This window comes from Glutamicibacter protophormiae (assembly GCF_014647495.1).
Classification (GTDB): Bacteria; Actinomycetota; Actinomycetes; order Actinomycetales; family Micrococcaceae; genus Glutamicibacter; species Glutamicibacter protophormiae.
This window is the reverse complement of sequence record NZ_BMPH01000014.1, coordinates 13,276-28,160: the sequence shown is the minus strand read 5'-3', so window position 1 is coordinate 28,160 and position 14,885 is coordinate 13,276. Positions and strand designations below refer to the sequence as shown.

Sequence of the window (14,885 nt, the reverse complement as noted above, 5' to 3'; positions counted from 1 at the left end):
GGGAAAACACACTATCCTTGACCCTATGCACACCGATGAGTCCAAGCCTGACTTGGCAGATCTGTTCCTCCAGGCATCCCGGACCATCCGCGGCCGCTGGCGCGAGAGCCTGAGCCCTGCGGGAGTCACCCCGCACCAGTCCCGGGTGCTGTCCATCCTGGGCCGCGCCGAGGAGCAGGGCCTGCGCAACTCCCAGCTGGCCGAGCGCCTGCACATCGCCGCGCGCTCGACCACCGAGGTGGTGGACCAGCTGGCGGCCAAGGAACTGGTCGTGCGCACCCCGGATCCGGGCGACCGCCGCGCCACGCTGATCGTGCTCAGCGACGCCGGCAGGGCGCTGCTCGACCAGCTCTCGGCCCTGCGCAAAACCGGCATGGACAGCTACTTCGACAAGCTCGGCGCGCAGGACCGCGAGGAGCTCGCCCGCCTGCTGGACATCCTGAACCGCGAGAACCCCCGCCCGCCGCGGGCCGGCACCTGCAGGCCCGGCGCCGCCGGCCATCCCGCCGGCTGATCCGATCCGCTGCGCGAAAAGCGGCAAGGCTCCCGGCCGCCGGAATGATTCCGGCGGGCGGGAGCCTTGCGCTGTGCGCCCGGAGCCTAGTTCTCCTGCTTGCCGCGGCGCCAGTAGCCCATGAAGGCCACCTGCTTGCGGTCGATGCCCGCGTCGCGCACCAGGTAGCGGCGCAGCTCCTTCACGGTGCCCGCCTCCCCGGCGATCCACGCGTAGAACGGGGCGGACTGGGCCTGACCGGTCTCCCAGAGGATGCTCTCATCCACGTCGATGTCTTCAGGATCCGCGTTGGTCTGCACCACGCCGGCGCCCGGGATCGCCACGACGCTGCGGACCGCGTCGCGCAGCAGGGAGCCGTGCTCGGCGGATCCGCGGGTCAGCCACTGCACCGAGATGCCCGAACGGGTGGTGGTGCCCAGGATGTCGGTGGTTTCCGGCACCTCGATCAGCGCGTGCCCGGTGATATTTGCCGGCAGCGATTCAAGGATCGCGCAGATGGCCGGGGCGGCAGTCTCGTCGCCGGCCAGCACGATGCGGGTCGCGGCGCCCGGACGGAATTCGATGCCGCCGTAGCTGTCGTCGGTCAGCGCCTTGTTCGGCCCCAGCAGCAGCAGCGGATCGCCGGGACGCGCGCGGTCGCCGAACTCGGTGGCCGGGCCGCCCTGCAGCTTCCCGTCCACCACCTTGCCGTGCAGCACGAAGTCGATATCCAGCTCCGGGGTGGCGCCCAGGTTGTCGCGGTGCCCGGCCTCGCGGAAGGCGCGCACGGTGTAGGTGCGCATGTAGCCGCGCTGCGCCGGGTCGATGGCCAGCCAGCGCTGGTACCAGCCCAGTTGCCCGGCCGGGCTGGTCAGCGCGTCGGGGCGCAGGCTGGCGATTTCCCCATTGGCTCCGAACCCGGCTTCCGGCGGCAGCAGCAGCTTGATGCGCATGTCCAGCGGGTGGCTGTTGGTGCCGAAGTCCTCCAGGTCGGCGCCGCCCACGGTGAGCCGGCGGAAGGACGGGGAGAGCTCCTGGCTGCGCAGCACCGTGGTCTGGAAGGCCAGGGTCTGCAGGTGCTCGCGGGCCGGGCGGGCCAGGTTCGGGTCCGCCTCGGCAACGGTCCGGGTGATGGCCTGCACCTCCTCCTCGATGACCGCGGAGTCCTGCTCCAGGCCCTCGGCCAGCGCCTGCGGCTCGTTGACCGGCGCGTCGCCGCGGAAAATGCCGTTGGCGGCGAGCACCGACTCGGTGCGCAGCACCCGCTGGCGGCCGATGGGCAGCACCAGCGGAGTGCCGGCCACCGGGTCCGGGATGACGCGGCTCGGCATGCCAAAGACTGCCTTGACGGTCTTCTCGGTGACGACCTCGGTGGGGTGGCCGGCGGCGTAGATCTTTCCGCCCTTCAGCGCCACCAGGTAGTCGGCGTAGCGGGCGGCCAGGTTCAAGTCGTGCAGCACGATGACCACGGTGATGCCGCGGGTGCGGTTCAGCTCGCTGACCACGTCCAGCACCTCCAGCTGGTGGGCCACGTCCAGGAAGGTGGTCGGCTCGTCGAGCAGCAGCAGGTCGGTTTCCTGGGCCAGGGCCATGGCGATCCATACGCGCTGGCGCTGGCCGCCGGAGAGCTCGTCCACCGGGCGGTCGGCCAGATCGGTGGTGCCGGTCAGCTCCATGGCGCGGGCGACCGCGGCCTCGTCCTGCGCGGAGAAGCGCTTGAACAGGCCCTGGTGCGGGTAGCGGCCGCGGCTGATCAGTTCGCGGGAGGTGATCCCGTCCGGCGCGGTGGGCGACTGCGGCAGCAGCCCCAGGGTCTTGGCCACCTCCTTGGCCGGCTTGGAGTGGATGTCCGCCCCGTCCAGCAGCACCTGTCCGCCGGCTGGCTTCAGCAGCCGCGACAGGGCGCGCAACAGCGTGGACTTGCCGCAGCCGTTGGCCCCGACCACGATGCTCACCTGCCCGGTGGGGATGTCCAGTGACAGTTCATCGACGATGGTGACCTTGTCGTAGGCCAAGGTCAGCCCGCTAGCCTGCAGTGTGGCCATGGGTTATCCCCCGTTTCCAGTAGAGTTGGCGCGCACCAGCACCCAGATCAGGAACGGTGCACCGAATGCGCCGGTGATGACGCCCACCGGCAGGTTGATCTGCGCGAACAGGTTCGCGGCGAAGAAATTGGCGACTACTACCAGTGTCGCACCCGTCAGCCCGGCCAGCGGCACATGGATCGCTCCGCGGGACAGCGCCGCGGTGATCGGGCCGGCCAGGAACGCGACGAAGGCCAGCGGGCCGGTGACCGCGATGGGGATCGCTCCCAGGGCCACCGCGGCGAAGACCAGCAGCATCCGGGCCCGGCCCACGTGCAGGCCCAGGGCCGCCGCGGCGTCCTCGCCCAGCTCCAGCAGCTTCAGCTGGCTCAGCACCACCGGCAGCGCGAGGACCCCCACCGCGCCGAGGCCCACGCCCAGCACCGCGGCGCGTTCCCAGGTGCTGGCGGACAGCGAACCGGTCAGCCAGCGCATCGCGTCGCTGGCGGTGTTCACCTCGGCCTGGGTCAGCAGGAACTGGATCAGCGCCTGCAGCACGGCGCCGATGGCCAGGCCGGCCAGGATCAGCCGGGATCCGGTGCGCTGGCCGGAGGCCGAGAGCCAGTAGATCACCGCGGCCACGGCCAGGCCCCCGGCGAGCGCGAAGGCATTCAGCTTCCAGTCGTTCACGCCGAAAACGATCATCGCGGCGATCGCCGCGGCCGAGGCGCCGAAGCCCACGCCGATCACGTCGGGGCTGGCCAGCGGGTTGCCCAGCCAGCGCTGGAACAGCGCGCCGGACAGGCCCAGCCCGGCGCCGGCCAGCGCCCCGACCACCAGGCGCGGCAGCCGGTCCTCCATGAGGATGAAGCCGGTGCCGGGGACGCTTTCCCCGCCCAGCACCTGCAGCACTTCAATGGCCGGCAGCCTGTCGCGGCCCCAGAAGATGTAGGCGGCGGCGGTGGCCAGCAGCACCAAGACCATCCACAGCGCCGCGGTGCGCACCCGCGAGGCGCGGCGGGCCGCGGCGCCCTTGTGCCGTATTGGTTCCTGCTGCGTGGACCGTTCGATGGCGCTCATAGCTTCACCGACTTCATGCCGCTGCGCATCATGATGATGAAGATCGGACCGCCGAGCATGGCGCACATGACACCCACCTGGATCTCGCTCGGCGGGAGGACCAGCCGTCCGGCGGTGTCCGCGAGCAGCAGCAGGACCGGCCCGGCGAGCAGGCTGGCGGGCATGATCCAGCGGTAGTCCCCGCCCACCAGCAGGCGGACCGCGTGCGGGATCATCAGGCCGACGAAGGCGATGGGCCCGGCCACGGCGGTGGCGGTGCCGGCCAGCAGCACCACGCCGATGGATCCGAGCAGGCGCGAACGCTTCAGGTTGAAGCCCAGGGCGAGCGCGGTGTCCTCGCCCATGGCCACGGCATTGCAGGCGCGGGCGGTGGACAGCACCAGCAGCGCCCCGGCGGCGATGACCGGCACGGCCAGCAGGTAGGTTTCCATGCTGCCGGCGGACAGCGAGCCGATCTGCCACCTGCGGAATTCATCGAAGGTGGACTTGGAGATCATCAAGATGGTGTTGGTGATCGAGCCGATGCCCACGGCCAAGGCCGCGCCGCCCAGGGCGAGCTTGATCGGGGTGGCGCCCTCGCGCCCCACGCTGGCCACCAGGTAGACCAGCGCCATGACCAGTGCCGCGCCAAGGAAGGCCGCCGCCATGAGCAAGGGCAGGGAGGCCGCGCCGAGGAGCGCGGCCACCACCACCACGGCCAGCGAGGATCCGGCGTTCAGCCCCAGGATCCCGGTGTCCGCCAGCGGGTTGCGGGTCAGCCCCTGCAAGCCGGCGCCTGCCAGCCCCAGGGCGGCGCCCACCACGACGGCTCCCGCGGTGCGAGCCAGCCGCGACTGCACCACCACTTGGCCACCGTCCATCGGGTCGAAGTCGGCCAGCGCCGCCAGCACGCTGTCCAGGCCGACGCTGCGGGCGCCGAGCAGCAGCGAGGCGAGGAGCGCAGCGGCCAGCAGCAGCACCAACAGCGCGACGGCACCGAGTTTGCGCCGCAGTCCGGGGCCGGAACGTTCCGCCGCGGCGCGCAATGTACTTTCGGTTGCGGTCATTGCTTCCTACACTCGTTGTCATGGATCATGTTTCTGCGCCCACAGTTCTGGCGCCCGGCATTGCCGTGCTGCGAGCCGACAACCCCTCGGAGATGACACTCGACGGGACCAATACCTATCTGCTCTTCGCCCCGGAGGCGAGCCTGGCCCCCGGGACCCCGGTGATCGTGATCGACCCCGGCCCCGAGCTGGAGGAGCACCTGCGGGCGCTGGCCGTGTACGACGTGCAGCTGGTGCTGATCACGCACCGGCACCCGGACCACACCGGGGGAATCGACCGGTTGCGCGAGCTGACCGGGGCTCCGGTGCGCGCCGTCCTGGAACAGTTCTGCCGCGGGGCCCAGGTGTTCGCGGACCTGGAGGAGATCGAGGCGGCCGGCACCGGGGTGCGGGTCGAATTCACCCCTGGGCACACCTCGGATTCGGTCTGCTTCGTGCGCACCGGACGCGAAGAGCACCTGTTCACCGGGGATACCGTGCTGGGCCGGGGCACCACCATCCTGGAGCACCCCGACGGAACGCTGTTCGACTACCTGGCCTCGCTGGAGCGGCTGCTGGGCCTGCCGGACATGCCGCTGCACCCGGCGCACGGCGAGCAGCACCAGCGCTCGCACCCGCTGCTGGAAGGATATCTGGCGCACCGCGAAGACCGGCTGAACCAGGTGCGGGCCGCGCTGGAGAAGCTCGGCAAGGCCGGGGCGGACGCAAGGCCGGCTGAGCTGCTGGACCTGGTCTACCCCGACCTTGATCCGCGCCTGGCCGGCGCGGCGAGTCATTCCCTGGAAGCGCAATTGCACTATTTGTCGCGAACCGTCTAGGAGCTACCTGGCGGCCGCTGCGTTCTCTGCGGCCTTCACGATATTCGGCACCACGTTCTGAAGCGCCCACTCGATGGACAGCGGGGAGGCGGCGGAGATGGACAGCGTGGCCTGGTCGGTGCCCGGCAGGGCCACGGCGTCGTTCTTCACCGCGGGGATCTGGCCGTACAGCGGCTGGGCCTTGACGATGTCATCCACGGTGCTGCCGGCCGCGGCGGAGGCGAAGACGACGTCCGCGTCCCATTCATTGACCTTTTCCGGGGAGACGGTGAAGTAGAAGGCATCCTTGGCGGCGTTCGCATCCACGTACGGCGCCTGCTTCATGCCCAGCGCCGTCAGGAAGCGCGGGCGGGTGTCGCCGGTGGAGTACACATAGGAGGTTTCCGGCGAGGAGAGGTCCGCTGCGATGAAGGTCGAGTCCTTCAGCACCGGGTTCTGCTCGCCCACCGCCGCCATCTTGCCCTCGATGTCCGAGATCAACGCGCTGGCCTGCTCCTGCTTGCCCAGCATCTGGCCTGCCGCTTCGGTGGCGTCCTGCCAGCTGGTGGTGTAGTTGGCCTCGATCGGCCCGACAACCGGAGCGATCTTCTTCAGCTTGTCGTACTCTTCCTGGGTCATGCCCGAGTACGGGGCGAAGATGACGTCAGGCTTCAGCTCGGCGATGCCGGTGAAGTCGATGCCGTCGGCGATGTCGAACTGCTTCGGGGCCTTCTCGGAGCCGATGGACGCGCCCAGCTCGGCCAGCGCCGCGTCCTTCCAGTCCGTGGAATTGTTGGCGTTCTGCCCGTAGGTGTCGGTGTCCATGCCTGCCGGCACGGTGTCCAGCGCCAGCAGGGTGTCGGCGTTGACCCAGGAGATGGTTGCGATGGTTTCCGGCACCTCGGTGATTTCCGTTGACCCGTAGATGTTCTTGATGGTCACCGGGCTGAAGCCTGCCGAAGCCGACGGCGTGGCCGAGGACTCGGCGCCGGATTCAGCGCTGGAACCGCAGGCCGTCAGGCTCAGGGCGAGGATGGCGGTGGAGGCGGCAAAGATGCCGGCGCGGCGCGAGATATTCATGGGCGGGGTTATCCAGACTGTGCGAGGTTCCGTGAACTGTGAATTCGAATAGGTAAGGCATGCCTACCCGAACCACAGGTCACATTACGCGTTTTTGCCATCATTACGCAACATGGTTAATCCCTAATCGGAGAAAATCCGTGTTTTCCCGCTATCCCTCACCTATCTTGATGCCCCTGGAATGACCGGCTACGCGCTCGGCGAGCAGCCTGCGCGGGTTGGCCACACTGATGCTGGCGCGGATCAGCACCAGGCCCAGCACCACGGCCAGGATGACCACCAGCACCGTCAGCGGCTTGAGCAGCACCGCAACTCCGGCCAGCGGCAGGACCAGCACTACCGAGGCGATGGCGAAGCCGATCGAAGCGGTCAGCGCTGGGATCATCAAGGACTTGGTCCGGGCCGCATTCATCACCTCGTAGCCCATGCCCAGTTTGTGCAGCCCGTCGTAGAGGTCCGCGCGGTCTAGGGTGCTGGCGCTTTGCGAAATCGAGGCCGACGCGGCCACGCAAACAAACGTAATAACCAGGGTCAGCAGCACGCCCGTGAGGATGTCCTGCGGCAGGTAGTCGAACCAGCTGCCGGTCGGCTCCTGGCCGTTGCCCATGCTCATCAGGGCCGCCCCGCTGCCGCCGACCACGGCGACGAAGGAGGCCATTGCGACGCCGGACACCTGGCGCCAGGATTCGGACGGGTTCTCCAGGATCATGCGGGCCGCCAGCAGCTGCTCCGGCTTGGCGGCCTTCTTCAGCTTGCTCCGTCCGACCGTGGCCACCAGCCACGGCCCGGCCAGGTTCAGGATCAGCAGGCCGAATCCAAAGCCCAGGATGACCACCGCGATGATGGTGCCGATTTCCTGGCTGACCATGCCGATGTTGGTGAAGACGAAGTAGAGCAGCGCCACCGAGCCCACCGTGACCAGTGCGCGGATCCAGCTGGGCACCGGCACGCTTTGCCGGGTGGCGACGGCCAGCGGGGTGATGATGAGCTTGCGCAGCCCGGCCAGCGAGCTGAGCACCGCCAGCAGCACGATGACCGCCACCGCGGCGGCCACCGCCCACCAGGGCAGGTAGATGGCGTCGCCCAGCGGCGCCCCCTGGAAGCGGATCATCGCCACCAACGGCGAGCAGCCCAAGTACAGCACCACTCCGGCAACGGCCCCGGCCAAGGCGGTGCCGGCAGCCTGCACCAGCGAGACACCGCGGATCTGGCCGCCGGTCGCGCCCAGCAGGCGCAGCGAGGACAGCGCGCGGTCCTGGGTGCGCGCCGACAGCCGGGCGGCGGCCGAACCGAGCACCATCAGCGGCACGGCCAGCAGCACCACCGCAAAGCCCGCCAGCGACAGGTAGGCGGCCTGTGCCTCGCGCTCGAAGCTGGTGAACGAATAGGCGCCGCCCAGCACGACCAGCAGCATGGCGCCGACCATGGCGTAGGCGCTGACGGTCAGGATCTGCGAGGTGCCACGCGTCGCGGAGGGACGGCCAAGCATCCAGGCCAGGTGCACGGTATTCACGACCAGACTCCCGCCTGGCGCTCCGTGCCCTCCAGCAACCGGCCGTCACCCAGGTGCACGATCCGGTCGCACCGTTCGGCCACCGTGCGGTCGTGGGTGACCATGACCAGCGACTTGCCCGCCCCCACGGTGCACGCCAGCAGGGTTTCCAGCACCTCGGCGCCGGTGGCCGAGTCCAGCGCGCCGGTCGGCTCGTCGGCGAAGACGACGCTGGCACCGGTCACCTGGGCGCGGGCAATTGCCACCCGCTGCTGCTGGCCGCCGGAGAGCTGCCCGATGCGGCGCTCCTCCATCCCTGCCAGCCCGAGCTGTTGCAGCGCCAAGCCGGCGCGGTTCATGGCGTTGGGCCGCGGGACCGCGTTGATCATCAGGGCCATGGCCACGTTCTCGATGGCGGTCAATTCCGGGATCAGCAACCCGGATTGGAAAACGAAGCCGAAGGCCTCGCGGCGCAGCCTGGTGCGCGCCTTGTCCTTGAGCCTCTCGATCTGGACCGGGGCTTTCCCGGGCAGGGTCAGTGTGATCTGCCCGGAATCCGGCAGGTCGATGCCGGCCAGGGCGTGCAGCAGCGTGGACTTTCCGGAGCCCGATGGTCCCATGATGGCCAGTGACTGGCCCAGCTGGATATCGAGGTTCACGTTGTCCAATGCAGCGGTACTGCCGAAGTTGCGGTGCAGGCCACGGGCCGTAATGACGGCCGGGCGTGCCGGGGAATTTTCTACCATGCCTCCATGTTTTCAATCACGGCGGCCGGATGCATCGCCTCAGGGAGCGACACTGGCCGGCCTGGGCACCTACCCTGGTATGAGCCCCGCCCCGCCCAACACATCCCTCGGCAGGAGAACCACCGGATCCATGAAGCTGGAACTGTACTCGCAGCCCTTTTGCGCGCCCTGCGTCAGCACCAGGTCGCTGGTCCGCCGCGTCCAGCAGCTGCTGCCCGATCTGGAAGTCGAGGAAATCAACGTGGTCGAGCAGGTGCAGCGCGGCGAAGAGCTGGGCATCACCTCCACCCCGGTGATCCGGCTGCTGGTCGACGGGCAGGAGCGGTTCCGCGGCGAGCAGCCGCCCACCATGAACCAGCTGCTGGCCGCCATCGCCCGGGCCAGCGACTAGCCTCACGCAGGATTGAAGGCCCAGATGCACGATTGCGCCCCCTTTGTGGGGGACAATGGAGCACGTGATTACAGTGCCCGGTGTCAGCCATGAATGCTTCGAACGAGTTCTAGCCGATTCGTCAAACCGCATCGAATGGCTCCGGGCCCGCTCCCAGGGCATCACCGCCACCGATGTGGCCAAGCTTTCCACCGAGAAGTCGATCAAGAACGCCGCCTGGGACAAGCTCTACGGCAACGGCTTTTCCGGGAACCCCTACACCGACCACGGCCGCAAACGCGAGCCGGTGATCGCCGCTTGGGTCCAGGAGAACTTCAACATCTTCCCCTCCACCCAGCTGTTCCACTCCCAGCTGTCCAAGCTCCACCTGGCCACCCCCGACGGCCTCGGATTCGACGCCGCCGGCGTTCCGGTGCTGGCAGAAATCAAGACCACCAACAAGCCCTTCAAGAGGATCCCGAAAAACTACCTGCGCCAGGTGCTCTGGCAGCAGCACGTGATCGGAGCCGAACGCACCCTGTTCGTCTGGGAGGAGCACGAGAACTTCGTCCCGCTGCGCGATGTCCCGGAATACCTGTGGGTCGAACGCGACGACGACCTGATCCGGGACCTGATCGACAAGGCCGAGTCGCTGATCTCGGCCCTGCGCGACGCCACGGCCAGGCAGCAGCGCTACAACGACTACGGGCCTGCCGTGCTGCGCCTCTAACCCGGCCGCCCCGGCCCCGCCGTCCGCGAAGTCAAAATGGTCCCGCGGAACGCACCGCTGTCGCGGCGTGTTCCACGGGACCATCGTCGATTTCCGCTAGGCGGTCGGCGCATTCGGCAGCGTCCGCGGGTCAGGCAGGCATTCGGGGTAGCTCTGCACCAGTTCACCCAGCAGCTTCTCGCGGATCATGTTGCGCAGCTCCCACAGGTCCGAGGGGTTGCGCGCGGATAAAAATATGGTCAACGTCTGCAGGCCGCCCTGGACGTCGGTCACGTTTAGGGCATTGGTGCGGCCGTCCCACCAGTCGGAAGATTCCAGCAGTTCGGTCGTGCGCTGGCGCAGGTACTCGATCGGGGCGTTCAGCTTCAGCTGCAGCACCACGTTGCCGGAGATCTCGCTGCTTCGGCGCGACCAGTTTTCGAACGGGGTGGTCGTGAAGTAGGTGGAAGGCAGGATCATGCGCCGCCCGTCCAGCAGCAGCACCACCACATAGGACAGGGTGATTTCCTCGACCGTTCCGCGCTCGGCTTCCACCACCACGGTGTCCTCCACGCGGATCGAGTCGGTGAACGCGATCTGGATGCCAGCGAAGACATTGGCCAACGTTGACTGCACGGCCAGGCCGACGACCACCGAAGCCAGACCGGCGGAGGCGATAATACCGGCGCCCAACGCCCTGACCTGCTCGATGGACAGGAGCACGGCGCCGATCGCCAGCACGCACAGCACCGCAGTCAGCACCCGGCGCAGCAGGCCCACCTGGGTGCGGACCTTCGCCAGCTTGCGGCCCGGACCGAACCTGGCTTCCACCCTGGCCAGCACCGAGGTCTCGGTGACCTTGACGACGCTGATGATGAACCAGGTGAGGAAGAAGATCAGCACCGCGAGGATGACGAACTGCCACGCGTTGTACCAGGACTTGTCCCGGTAGAAGATCGAGAAAACCGATTTGACGACGATCGAGGTCACCGTGGCGAAGAACGGAATCTTGGTCGGCTTCACGGTGCCGGCGGGAACCCCCATGCGCCCCAGGATACGGCGTGAGACGCTGCTGAAGACGATCGTCAGGACCCCGGCAACAACTGCGCCAATAGCTATAACCACCCAGAACTGCAACGATTCGGGTAGGAAGCTTGAGGCCTGAATGACATCTTCAACAGTTTCATCGATAGGTGCGGTAGGTGTTGGAGTCATCCTTAAAGCATGTCATAGGGCTCTGGCCGAGGGCTGTGTAGCAGCTTGTGTCATTCCGAACTTTTCAACGTCCGTCACAGATCAATATCGGTATCGTTCCATTTTCTCCAAACTCTTGCCTTTCCCCCGCGGCGGCGCTTTAGTAGTGTGACCGGCCACGTGAATCGGCCGGCTGGCGCAACCACAGAAAGCCGGTGATCACCGTGCGCCGAACAAAATTCGGAATCGTCGCCGCCACGGCGACGGCAGCCATGCTGGCAATGACGCCCGCAGCAGTAGCAGTACCCACCTCCACCGCAGCCTCGACCTGCGCAACCGTTTACTGGGGTTCCTTGGCCAAGACCAAGACCTTGTCCACCACATCCGCACTGACCAATGTGCGCACCGGTCAGCACACCTGCTACGACCGGATGGTCATCGACCTGAAGTCGAAGCCTGCCGGCTACACCGTGAAGTACGTCGACAAATTCGTCGGCATCGCTTCCGGGATCGAAGTGAAGACCACCGGCGGAGCGAAGCTGCAGATCCAGCTTCATGCCCCGGCAAGCACCTCCTACAATCCAGGTGCCCAGGTCAAAACCCTGAACTACAAGACCTTCAAGCAGCAGGTCTGGCTGGGAAGCTTCGAAGGGGAAACCCTGCTCGGCGTCTCCACCCGGGCACGGCTGCCAATGCGCGCATTCCTGCTCAACGGCCCGGGGACTTCCTCCAGGCTCGTCATCGACGTCGCCCACCAGTGGTGACCGCAAAAAATATTCGGTGCGGTTCGGCACTTTTTGCGTGACGTACCGCGTAACACCCCGTCAACCTGCTGACGAATGTGCCACGATGCTATGTATGAGCAGCACATTTGCCTATCAGCAGGTTGACGTTTTTGCGGCTACCGAATTCAACGGCAACGGCCTGGCCGTGGTCTTCGACGCCGGCCACCTCACCGACGACCAGATGCAGCGTTTCGCCAAGTGGATCAACATGGCAGAAACCGTGTACTTCGTCGAGCCGACCGAGGAGGAAGCGGACTACGCGATTCGCATTTTCACCCCGACCACGGAGCTGCCCTTCGCCGGCCACCCCACGCTCGGCGCCGCCCACGCCTGGCTTGAATCCGGCGGCGAACCCGGCCCCAGCGGCTATCTGGTCCAGGAATGCCGCAGCGGCCTGATCCGGCTGCGTGTCGAACGCGAAGGCACCGCCGAGCATTCCCAGCGGATCGCTTTCCTCGCTCCCCCGCTGACCCGTTCGGGTCCGCTGGAACCCGACGTCCTGCAGTGGGCGATTTCCGGTCTGGGTATCCAGCCCGAGGACGTCATCGACCATTCCTGGCTGGTCAACGGCCCCCAGCCGGCGGGTCTGGTGCTGCGCGATGCCGACGTGGTCCTGGCCATCGAACCGGATTTCGAGGCCTTGGAGGGCCTGGAAGTCGGAGTGATCGGCCCGTATACCGCTTCCAGCGTCTCCAACGGCAGCTGGCAGCCGCGCGATTCCGTCCTGCCGCGGCTGGCGGGAACCCGAGAGGAACTGCTCCCGCTGGATTCCTCGGATCTGGAACGCTCCGAAGAGCGCTTCGGCTCCGTGGTGATGCAGCCTCCGGCGGATTTCGAGGTCCGCAACTTCGTTCCCGGCGAGGCCGTCCCCGAGGACCCGGCCACCGGCAGCCTGAATGCCGCCTTCGGCGTCTGGCTGACCAAGTCCGGCTACGCGCCGCAACGCTACACGGTCCGCCAGGGCACCCGGGTGGGTCGCGACGCGATCCTGCACGTCGAGGCCGACGACCAGGGCGTCTGGGTCAGCGGCGATGTGGTGACCAGGGTCTGCGGAACTGTGAGCTTCGACTGATTCACCATCAATAGTCTTCCTATTTATTTCGCATTCCCGCCGAACGCACTAGTCTTGACCAGTGCCACAAACAGCGAACACCCCCACAGAATTCGATAAGAAATCCGCATGGAACGCCCTCTGGGCGTTGGTCATCGGCTTCTTCATGATCCTTCTCGACACCACGATCGTCCATACGGCCATGCCGGCGATCATGGAAGACCTGGACGCCGACATCTCCGGCATCCTGTGGATCAACAGCGCCTACCTGCTCACCTTCGCAGTGCCGCTGCTGGTGACCGGGCGGCTGGGCGACCGCTTCGGCCCGCGCAACATCTATCTGGTAGGCATGGTCATCTTCACCATCGCCTCGCTGTGGAGCGGCCTGTCCACCTCGCTGGCCTCGCTGATCGTAGCCCGCGCCGTCCAGGGCCTGGGCGCCGCCTTGATTTCCCCGCAGTCCATGACCATGATCACCCGGCTGTTCCCCTATGCCCACCGCGGTGCGGCCATGGGCGTGTGGGGCGCGGTAGCGGGCATCGCCTCGCTGGTCGGCCCGATCGCCGGCGGCCTGCTGGTCGATTCGGCCGGCTGGGAATGGATCTTCTTCATCAACATCCCGATCGCCGTGGTCAGCATCGCCATGGTGTTCAAGTTCGTGCCCAAGCTCAAACCGCAGGCGCATTCCTTCGACTGGATTGGCGTGGCGCTGTCGGCCATCGGCATGTTCAGCCTCGTCTACGGCATCCAGGAAGGCGACGCGACCAACTGGGAACCGTTTATCGGGCCAATCAGCGCCTGGCACCTGATCATCATCGGCGTTCTGATGATGGCGCTGTTCGTCTGGTGGCAGTCCAAGACCAAGGCCGAACCGCTGGTCCCGCTTCGACTGTTCACGGTGCGCAACTTCTCTCTGGCCAATATCGCCATCACCTTCATGGGCCTGGCGATCGCCACCATCAGCCTGCCCATGGTGTTCTTCCTGCAGGATGTCCGCGGTCTGACTCCGACCCAGTCCGCGCTGATGATCTCACCGATGGCCGTGGTCGGCATCATCATGGCGCCGATGATCGGCAAGCACATCAACAAGTTCAATCCGCGCACCTTCGCCCTGCCCGGGTTCTTCCTGATGGGCGGCGGCACCATCGCGTATGCGCTGATGATGCACGCCGATATTCCGCTGTGGCTGCTGTTGATCCCTTCCGCAGTGCAGGGTTTCGGCTCGGCCATGATCTGGCCATCGCTTTCGCTGGCCGCCACCCGCGATCTGACCGCTGCCGACGCGGGCGCCGGCTCCGGCATCTACAACACGACCCGGCAGATCGGTTCGGTGCTGGGCTCGGCGCTGATTGCGTTCATGATGGATTCGCGGATCACCGCGCAGATCAGCGAACTGCAGCAGCCAGCCGACCAGGCCGCGATCTTCGAGGCCACCTCGGTCGGGCTGGGCCAGGCGCTGATGCTCCCCGGGATCGTGGCGCTGGCCGCGATCCTCTCGGTGCTCTTCTTCAAGTCGCATCCGTCCGAGGCGAAGCTGCGCGGCTAGTAGCCGCCCGCCGGGCACATCAGCCCTCTACGCACACTGCCCCTGGCCACGAGTTCGCGCTCGCGGTCAGGGGCAGTGTGCTCAGTTCGGTTCCTGATCAAAAAATTTGATCAGGAAAGCACCGATGCGCCGGTTCAGGCTTCGCCGTTCGGCTTGTTGCCGCCCTTGAATTCCTCGACCTTCTCACCGATCTTCTCCTGCGCGTCGGCAGCGAACTCCTTGACGTTTTCGGTAGCCTCGGCGGCGAATTCCTTGACGTTCTCCGTCGCGTCCTCGGCAAATTCCTTGACGTTCTCTGCCGCGTCCTCCGCGAAGTCCTTCACGTTCTCGACGGCCTCGCCCAGCTTTTTCTTCGCATCATCCAAGAAACTCATGCAACTCTCCTCATCGCTGAAACCGGTTTTGGCCACTGGAAACCAGTAGGTCCAGAATCAATTTATGCTGTCCCGCCGGGGCACTCAAGGCCTAGGTC

General features: G+C 66.7%; 15 protein-coding genes. 7 read left to right on the top strand and 8 right to left on the bottom strand.

Going from position 1 to position 14,885, the window contains the following annotated elements; all coding sequences use genetic code 11:
- Positions 1–25: 25 nt before the first annotated feature.
- The gene (locus IEY43_RS14995; protein WP_188949377.1) at positions 26–514 is read left to right on the top strand and encodes a MarR family winged helix-turn-helix transcriptional regulator; all 489 of its coding nucleotides are present in this window, start codon (positions 26–28) and stop codon (positions 512–514) included.
- A gap of 86 nt (positions 515–600) precedes the next feature.
- Here the strand turns inward: IEY43_RS14995 and IEY43_RS14990 are convergent, their stop codons facing one another.
- Genes IEY43_RS14990 through IEY43_RS14980 form a run of 3 tightly spaced genes read right to left on the bottom strand, consistent with a single transcriptional unit; the run spans position 601 to position 4,643 of the window.
- Positions 601–2,538: an SIP domain-containing protein gene (locus IEY43_RS14990; protein WP_188949376.1), complete on the bottom strand. Its 1,938-nt coding sequence runs from the start codon at positions 2,536–2,538 to the stop codon at positions 601–603.
- A gap of 3 nt (positions 2,539–2,541) precedes the next feature.
- Positions 2,542–3,597, bottom strand: a complete 1,056-nt coding sequence (locus IEY43_RS14985; protein ID WP_188949375.1) for a FecCD family ABC transporter permease — start codon at positions 3,595–3,597, stop codon at positions 2,542–2,544.
- Positions 3,594–4,643 (bottom strand): FecCD family ABC transporter permease, encoded by a 1,050-nt coding sequence (locus tag IEY43_RS14980; RefSeq protein WP_188949374.1) that lies wholly within the window; start codon positions 4,641–4,643, stop codon positions 3,594–3,596. Before IEY43_RS14980 ends, IEY43_RS14985 begins: the two co-directional genes overlap by 4 nt.
- A gap of 20 nt (positions 4,644–4,663) precedes the next feature.
- Here IEY43_RS14980 and IEY43_RS14975 point away from each other — a divergent pair, with 20 nt between their 5' ends.
- The gene (locus IEY43_RS14975; protein ID WP_188949373.1) at positions 4,664–5,461 is read left to right on the top strand and encodes an MBL fold metallo-hydrolase; all 798 of its coding nucleotides are present in this window, start codon (positions 4,664–4,666) and stop codon (positions 5,459–5,461) included.
- Positions 5,462–5,464: 3 nt separating this feature from the next.
- Here the strand turns inward: IEY43_RS14975 and IEY43_RS14970 are convergent, their stop codons facing one another.
- The 3 genes from IEY43_RS14970 to IEY43_RS14960 all read right to left on the bottom strand — a co-directional run bounded on the left by IEY43_RS14970 (position 5,465) and on the right by IEY43_RS14960 (position 8,758).
- Entirely contained in the window at positions 5,465–6,520 is a 1,056-nt protein-coding gene (locus IEY43_RS14970; RefSeq protein WP_188949372.1) for an ABC transporter substrate-binding protein, read from the bottom strand.
- A gap of 151 nt (positions 6,521–6,671) precedes the next feature.
- Positions 6,672–8,033 (bottom strand): FtsX-like permease family protein, encoded by a 1,362-nt coding sequence (locus tag IEY43_RS14965; protein WP_188949371.1) that lies wholly within the window; start codon positions 8,031–8,033, stop codon positions 6,672–6,674.
- Positions 8,030–8,758, bottom strand: coding sequence for an ABC transporter ATP-binding protein (locus tag IEY43_RS14960; protein ID WP_188949370.1), 729 nt, complete (start codon positions 8,756–8,758; stop codon positions 8,030–8,032). The genes IEY43_RS14965 and IEY43_RS14960 overlap by 4 nt, the downstream gene beginning before the upstream one ends.
- Before the next feature lie 130 nt (positions 8,759–8,888).
- Between IEY43_RS14960 and IEY43_RS14955 the strand changes: the two genes are divergently transcribed.
- Together IEY43_RS14955 and IEY43_RS14950 are read left to right on the top strand one after the other, a co-directional pair.
- Positions 8,889–9,149 (top strand): glutaredoxin family protein, encoded by a 261-nt coding sequence (locus tag IEY43_RS14955; RefSeq protein ID WP_188949369.1) that lies wholly within the window; start codon positions 8,889–8,891, stop codon positions 9,147–9,149.
- A 55-nt stretch (positions 9,150–9,204) separates the two neighbouring features.
- The gene (locus IEY43_RS14950) at positions 9,205–9,858 is read left to right on the top strand and encodes a YqaJ viral recombinase family protein (RefSeq protein WP_245353525.1); all 654 of its coding nucleotides are present in this window, start codon (positions 9,205–9,207) and stop codon (positions 9,856–9,858) included.
- A 96-nt stretch (positions 9,859–9,954) separates the two neighbouring features.
- Here IEY43_RS14950 and IEY43_RS14945 read toward each other — a convergent pair whose 3' ends face one another.
- Positions 9,955–11,052, bottom strand: a complete 1,098-nt coding sequence (locus tag IEY43_RS14945; RefSeq protein ID WP_188949368.1) for a mechanosensitive ion channel family protein — start codon at positions 11,050–11,052, stop codon at positions 9,955–9,957.
- Positions 11,053–11,255: 203 nt separating this feature from the next.
- Here IEY43_RS14945 and IEY43_RS14940 point away from each other — a divergent pair, with 203 nt between their 5' ends.
- The 3 genes from IEY43_RS14940 (at position 11,256) to IEY43_RS14930 (ending at position 14,413) form a co-directional block, all read left to right on the top strand.
- On the top strand, positions 11,256–11,795 hold the full coding sequence (locus IEY43_RS14940; RefSeq protein WP_229777435.1) for an AMIN-like domain-containing (lipo)protein: 540 nt from the start codon (positions 11,256–11,258) through the stop codon (positions 11,793–11,795).
- 85 nt (positions 11,796–11,880) lie between these two features.
- Complete coding sequence (locus IEY43_RS14935; protein WP_188949367.1) at positions 11,881–12,888, top strand: PhzF family phenazine biosynthesis protein; 1,008 nt, start codon at positions 11,881–11,883, stop codon at positions 12,886–12,888.
- Between the two features lie 61 nt (positions 12,889–12,949).
- A complete protein-coding gene (locus tag IEY43_RS14930; protein WP_188949366.1) occupies positions 12,950–14,413 on the top strand; it encodes an MFS transporter in 1,464 nt (487 codons plus the stop codon).
- A gap of 134 nt (positions 14,414–14,547) precedes the next feature.
- Here the strand turns inward: IEY43_RS14930 and IEY43_RS14925 are convergent, their stop codons facing one another.
- On the bottom strand, positions 14,548–14,787 hold the full coding sequence (locus tag IEY43_RS14925; RefSeq protein WP_188949365.1) for a YtxH domain-containing protein: 240 nt from the start codon (positions 14,785–14,787) through the stop codon (positions 14,548–14,550).
- Positions 14,788–14,885 lie beyond the last annotated feature (98 nt).

Coding starts and splice junctions, on each gene's coding strand:
- IEY43_RS14995 (WP_188949377.1), top strand. CDS start 26: ATGCACACCGATGAGTCCAAGCCTGACTTGGCAGATCTGTTCCTCCAG.
- IEY43_RS14990 (WP_188949376.1), bottom strand. CDS start 2,538: ATGGCCACACTGCAGGCTAGCGGGCTGACCTTGGCCTACGACAAGGTC.
- IEY43_RS14985 (WP_188949375.1), bottom strand. CDS start 3,597: ATGAGCGCCATCGAACGGTCCACGCAGCAGGAACCAATACGGCACAAG.
- IEY43_RS14980 (WP_188949374.1), bottom strand. CDS start 4,643: ATGACCGCAACCGAAAGTACATTGCGCGCCGCGGCGGAACGTTCCGGC.
- IEY43_RS14975 (WP_188949373.1), top strand. CDS start 4,664: ATGGATCATGTTTCTGCGCCCACAGTTCTGGCGCCCGGCATTGCCGTG.
- IEY43_RS14970 (WP_188949372.1), bottom strand. CDS start 6,520: ATGAATATCTCGCGCCGCGCCGGCATCTTTGCCGCCTCCACCGCCATC.
- IEY43_RS14960 (WP_188949370.1), bottom strand. CDS start 8,758: ATGGTAGAAAATTCCCCGGCACGCCCGGCCGTCATTACGGCCCGTGGC.
- IEY43_RS14955 (WP_188949369.1), top strand. CDS start 8,889: ATGAAGCTGGAACTGTACTCGCAGCCCTTTTGCGCGCCCTGCGTCAGC.
- IEY43_RS14950 (WP_245353525.1), top strand. CDS start 9,205: ATGGAGCACGTGATTACAGTGCCCGGTGTCAGCCATGAATGCTTCGAA.
- IEY43_RS14945 (WP_188949368.1), bottom strand. CDS start 11,052: ATGACTCCAACACCTACCGCACCTATCGATGAAACTGTTGAAGATGTC.
- IEY43_RS14935 (WP_188949367.1), top strand. CDS start 11,881: ATGCTATGTATGAGCAGCACATTTGCCTATCAGCAGGTTGACGTTTTT.
- IEY43_RS14925 (WP_188949365.1), bottom strand. CDS start 14,787: ATGAGTTTCTTGGATGATGCGAAGAAAAAGCTGGGCGAGGCCGTCGAG.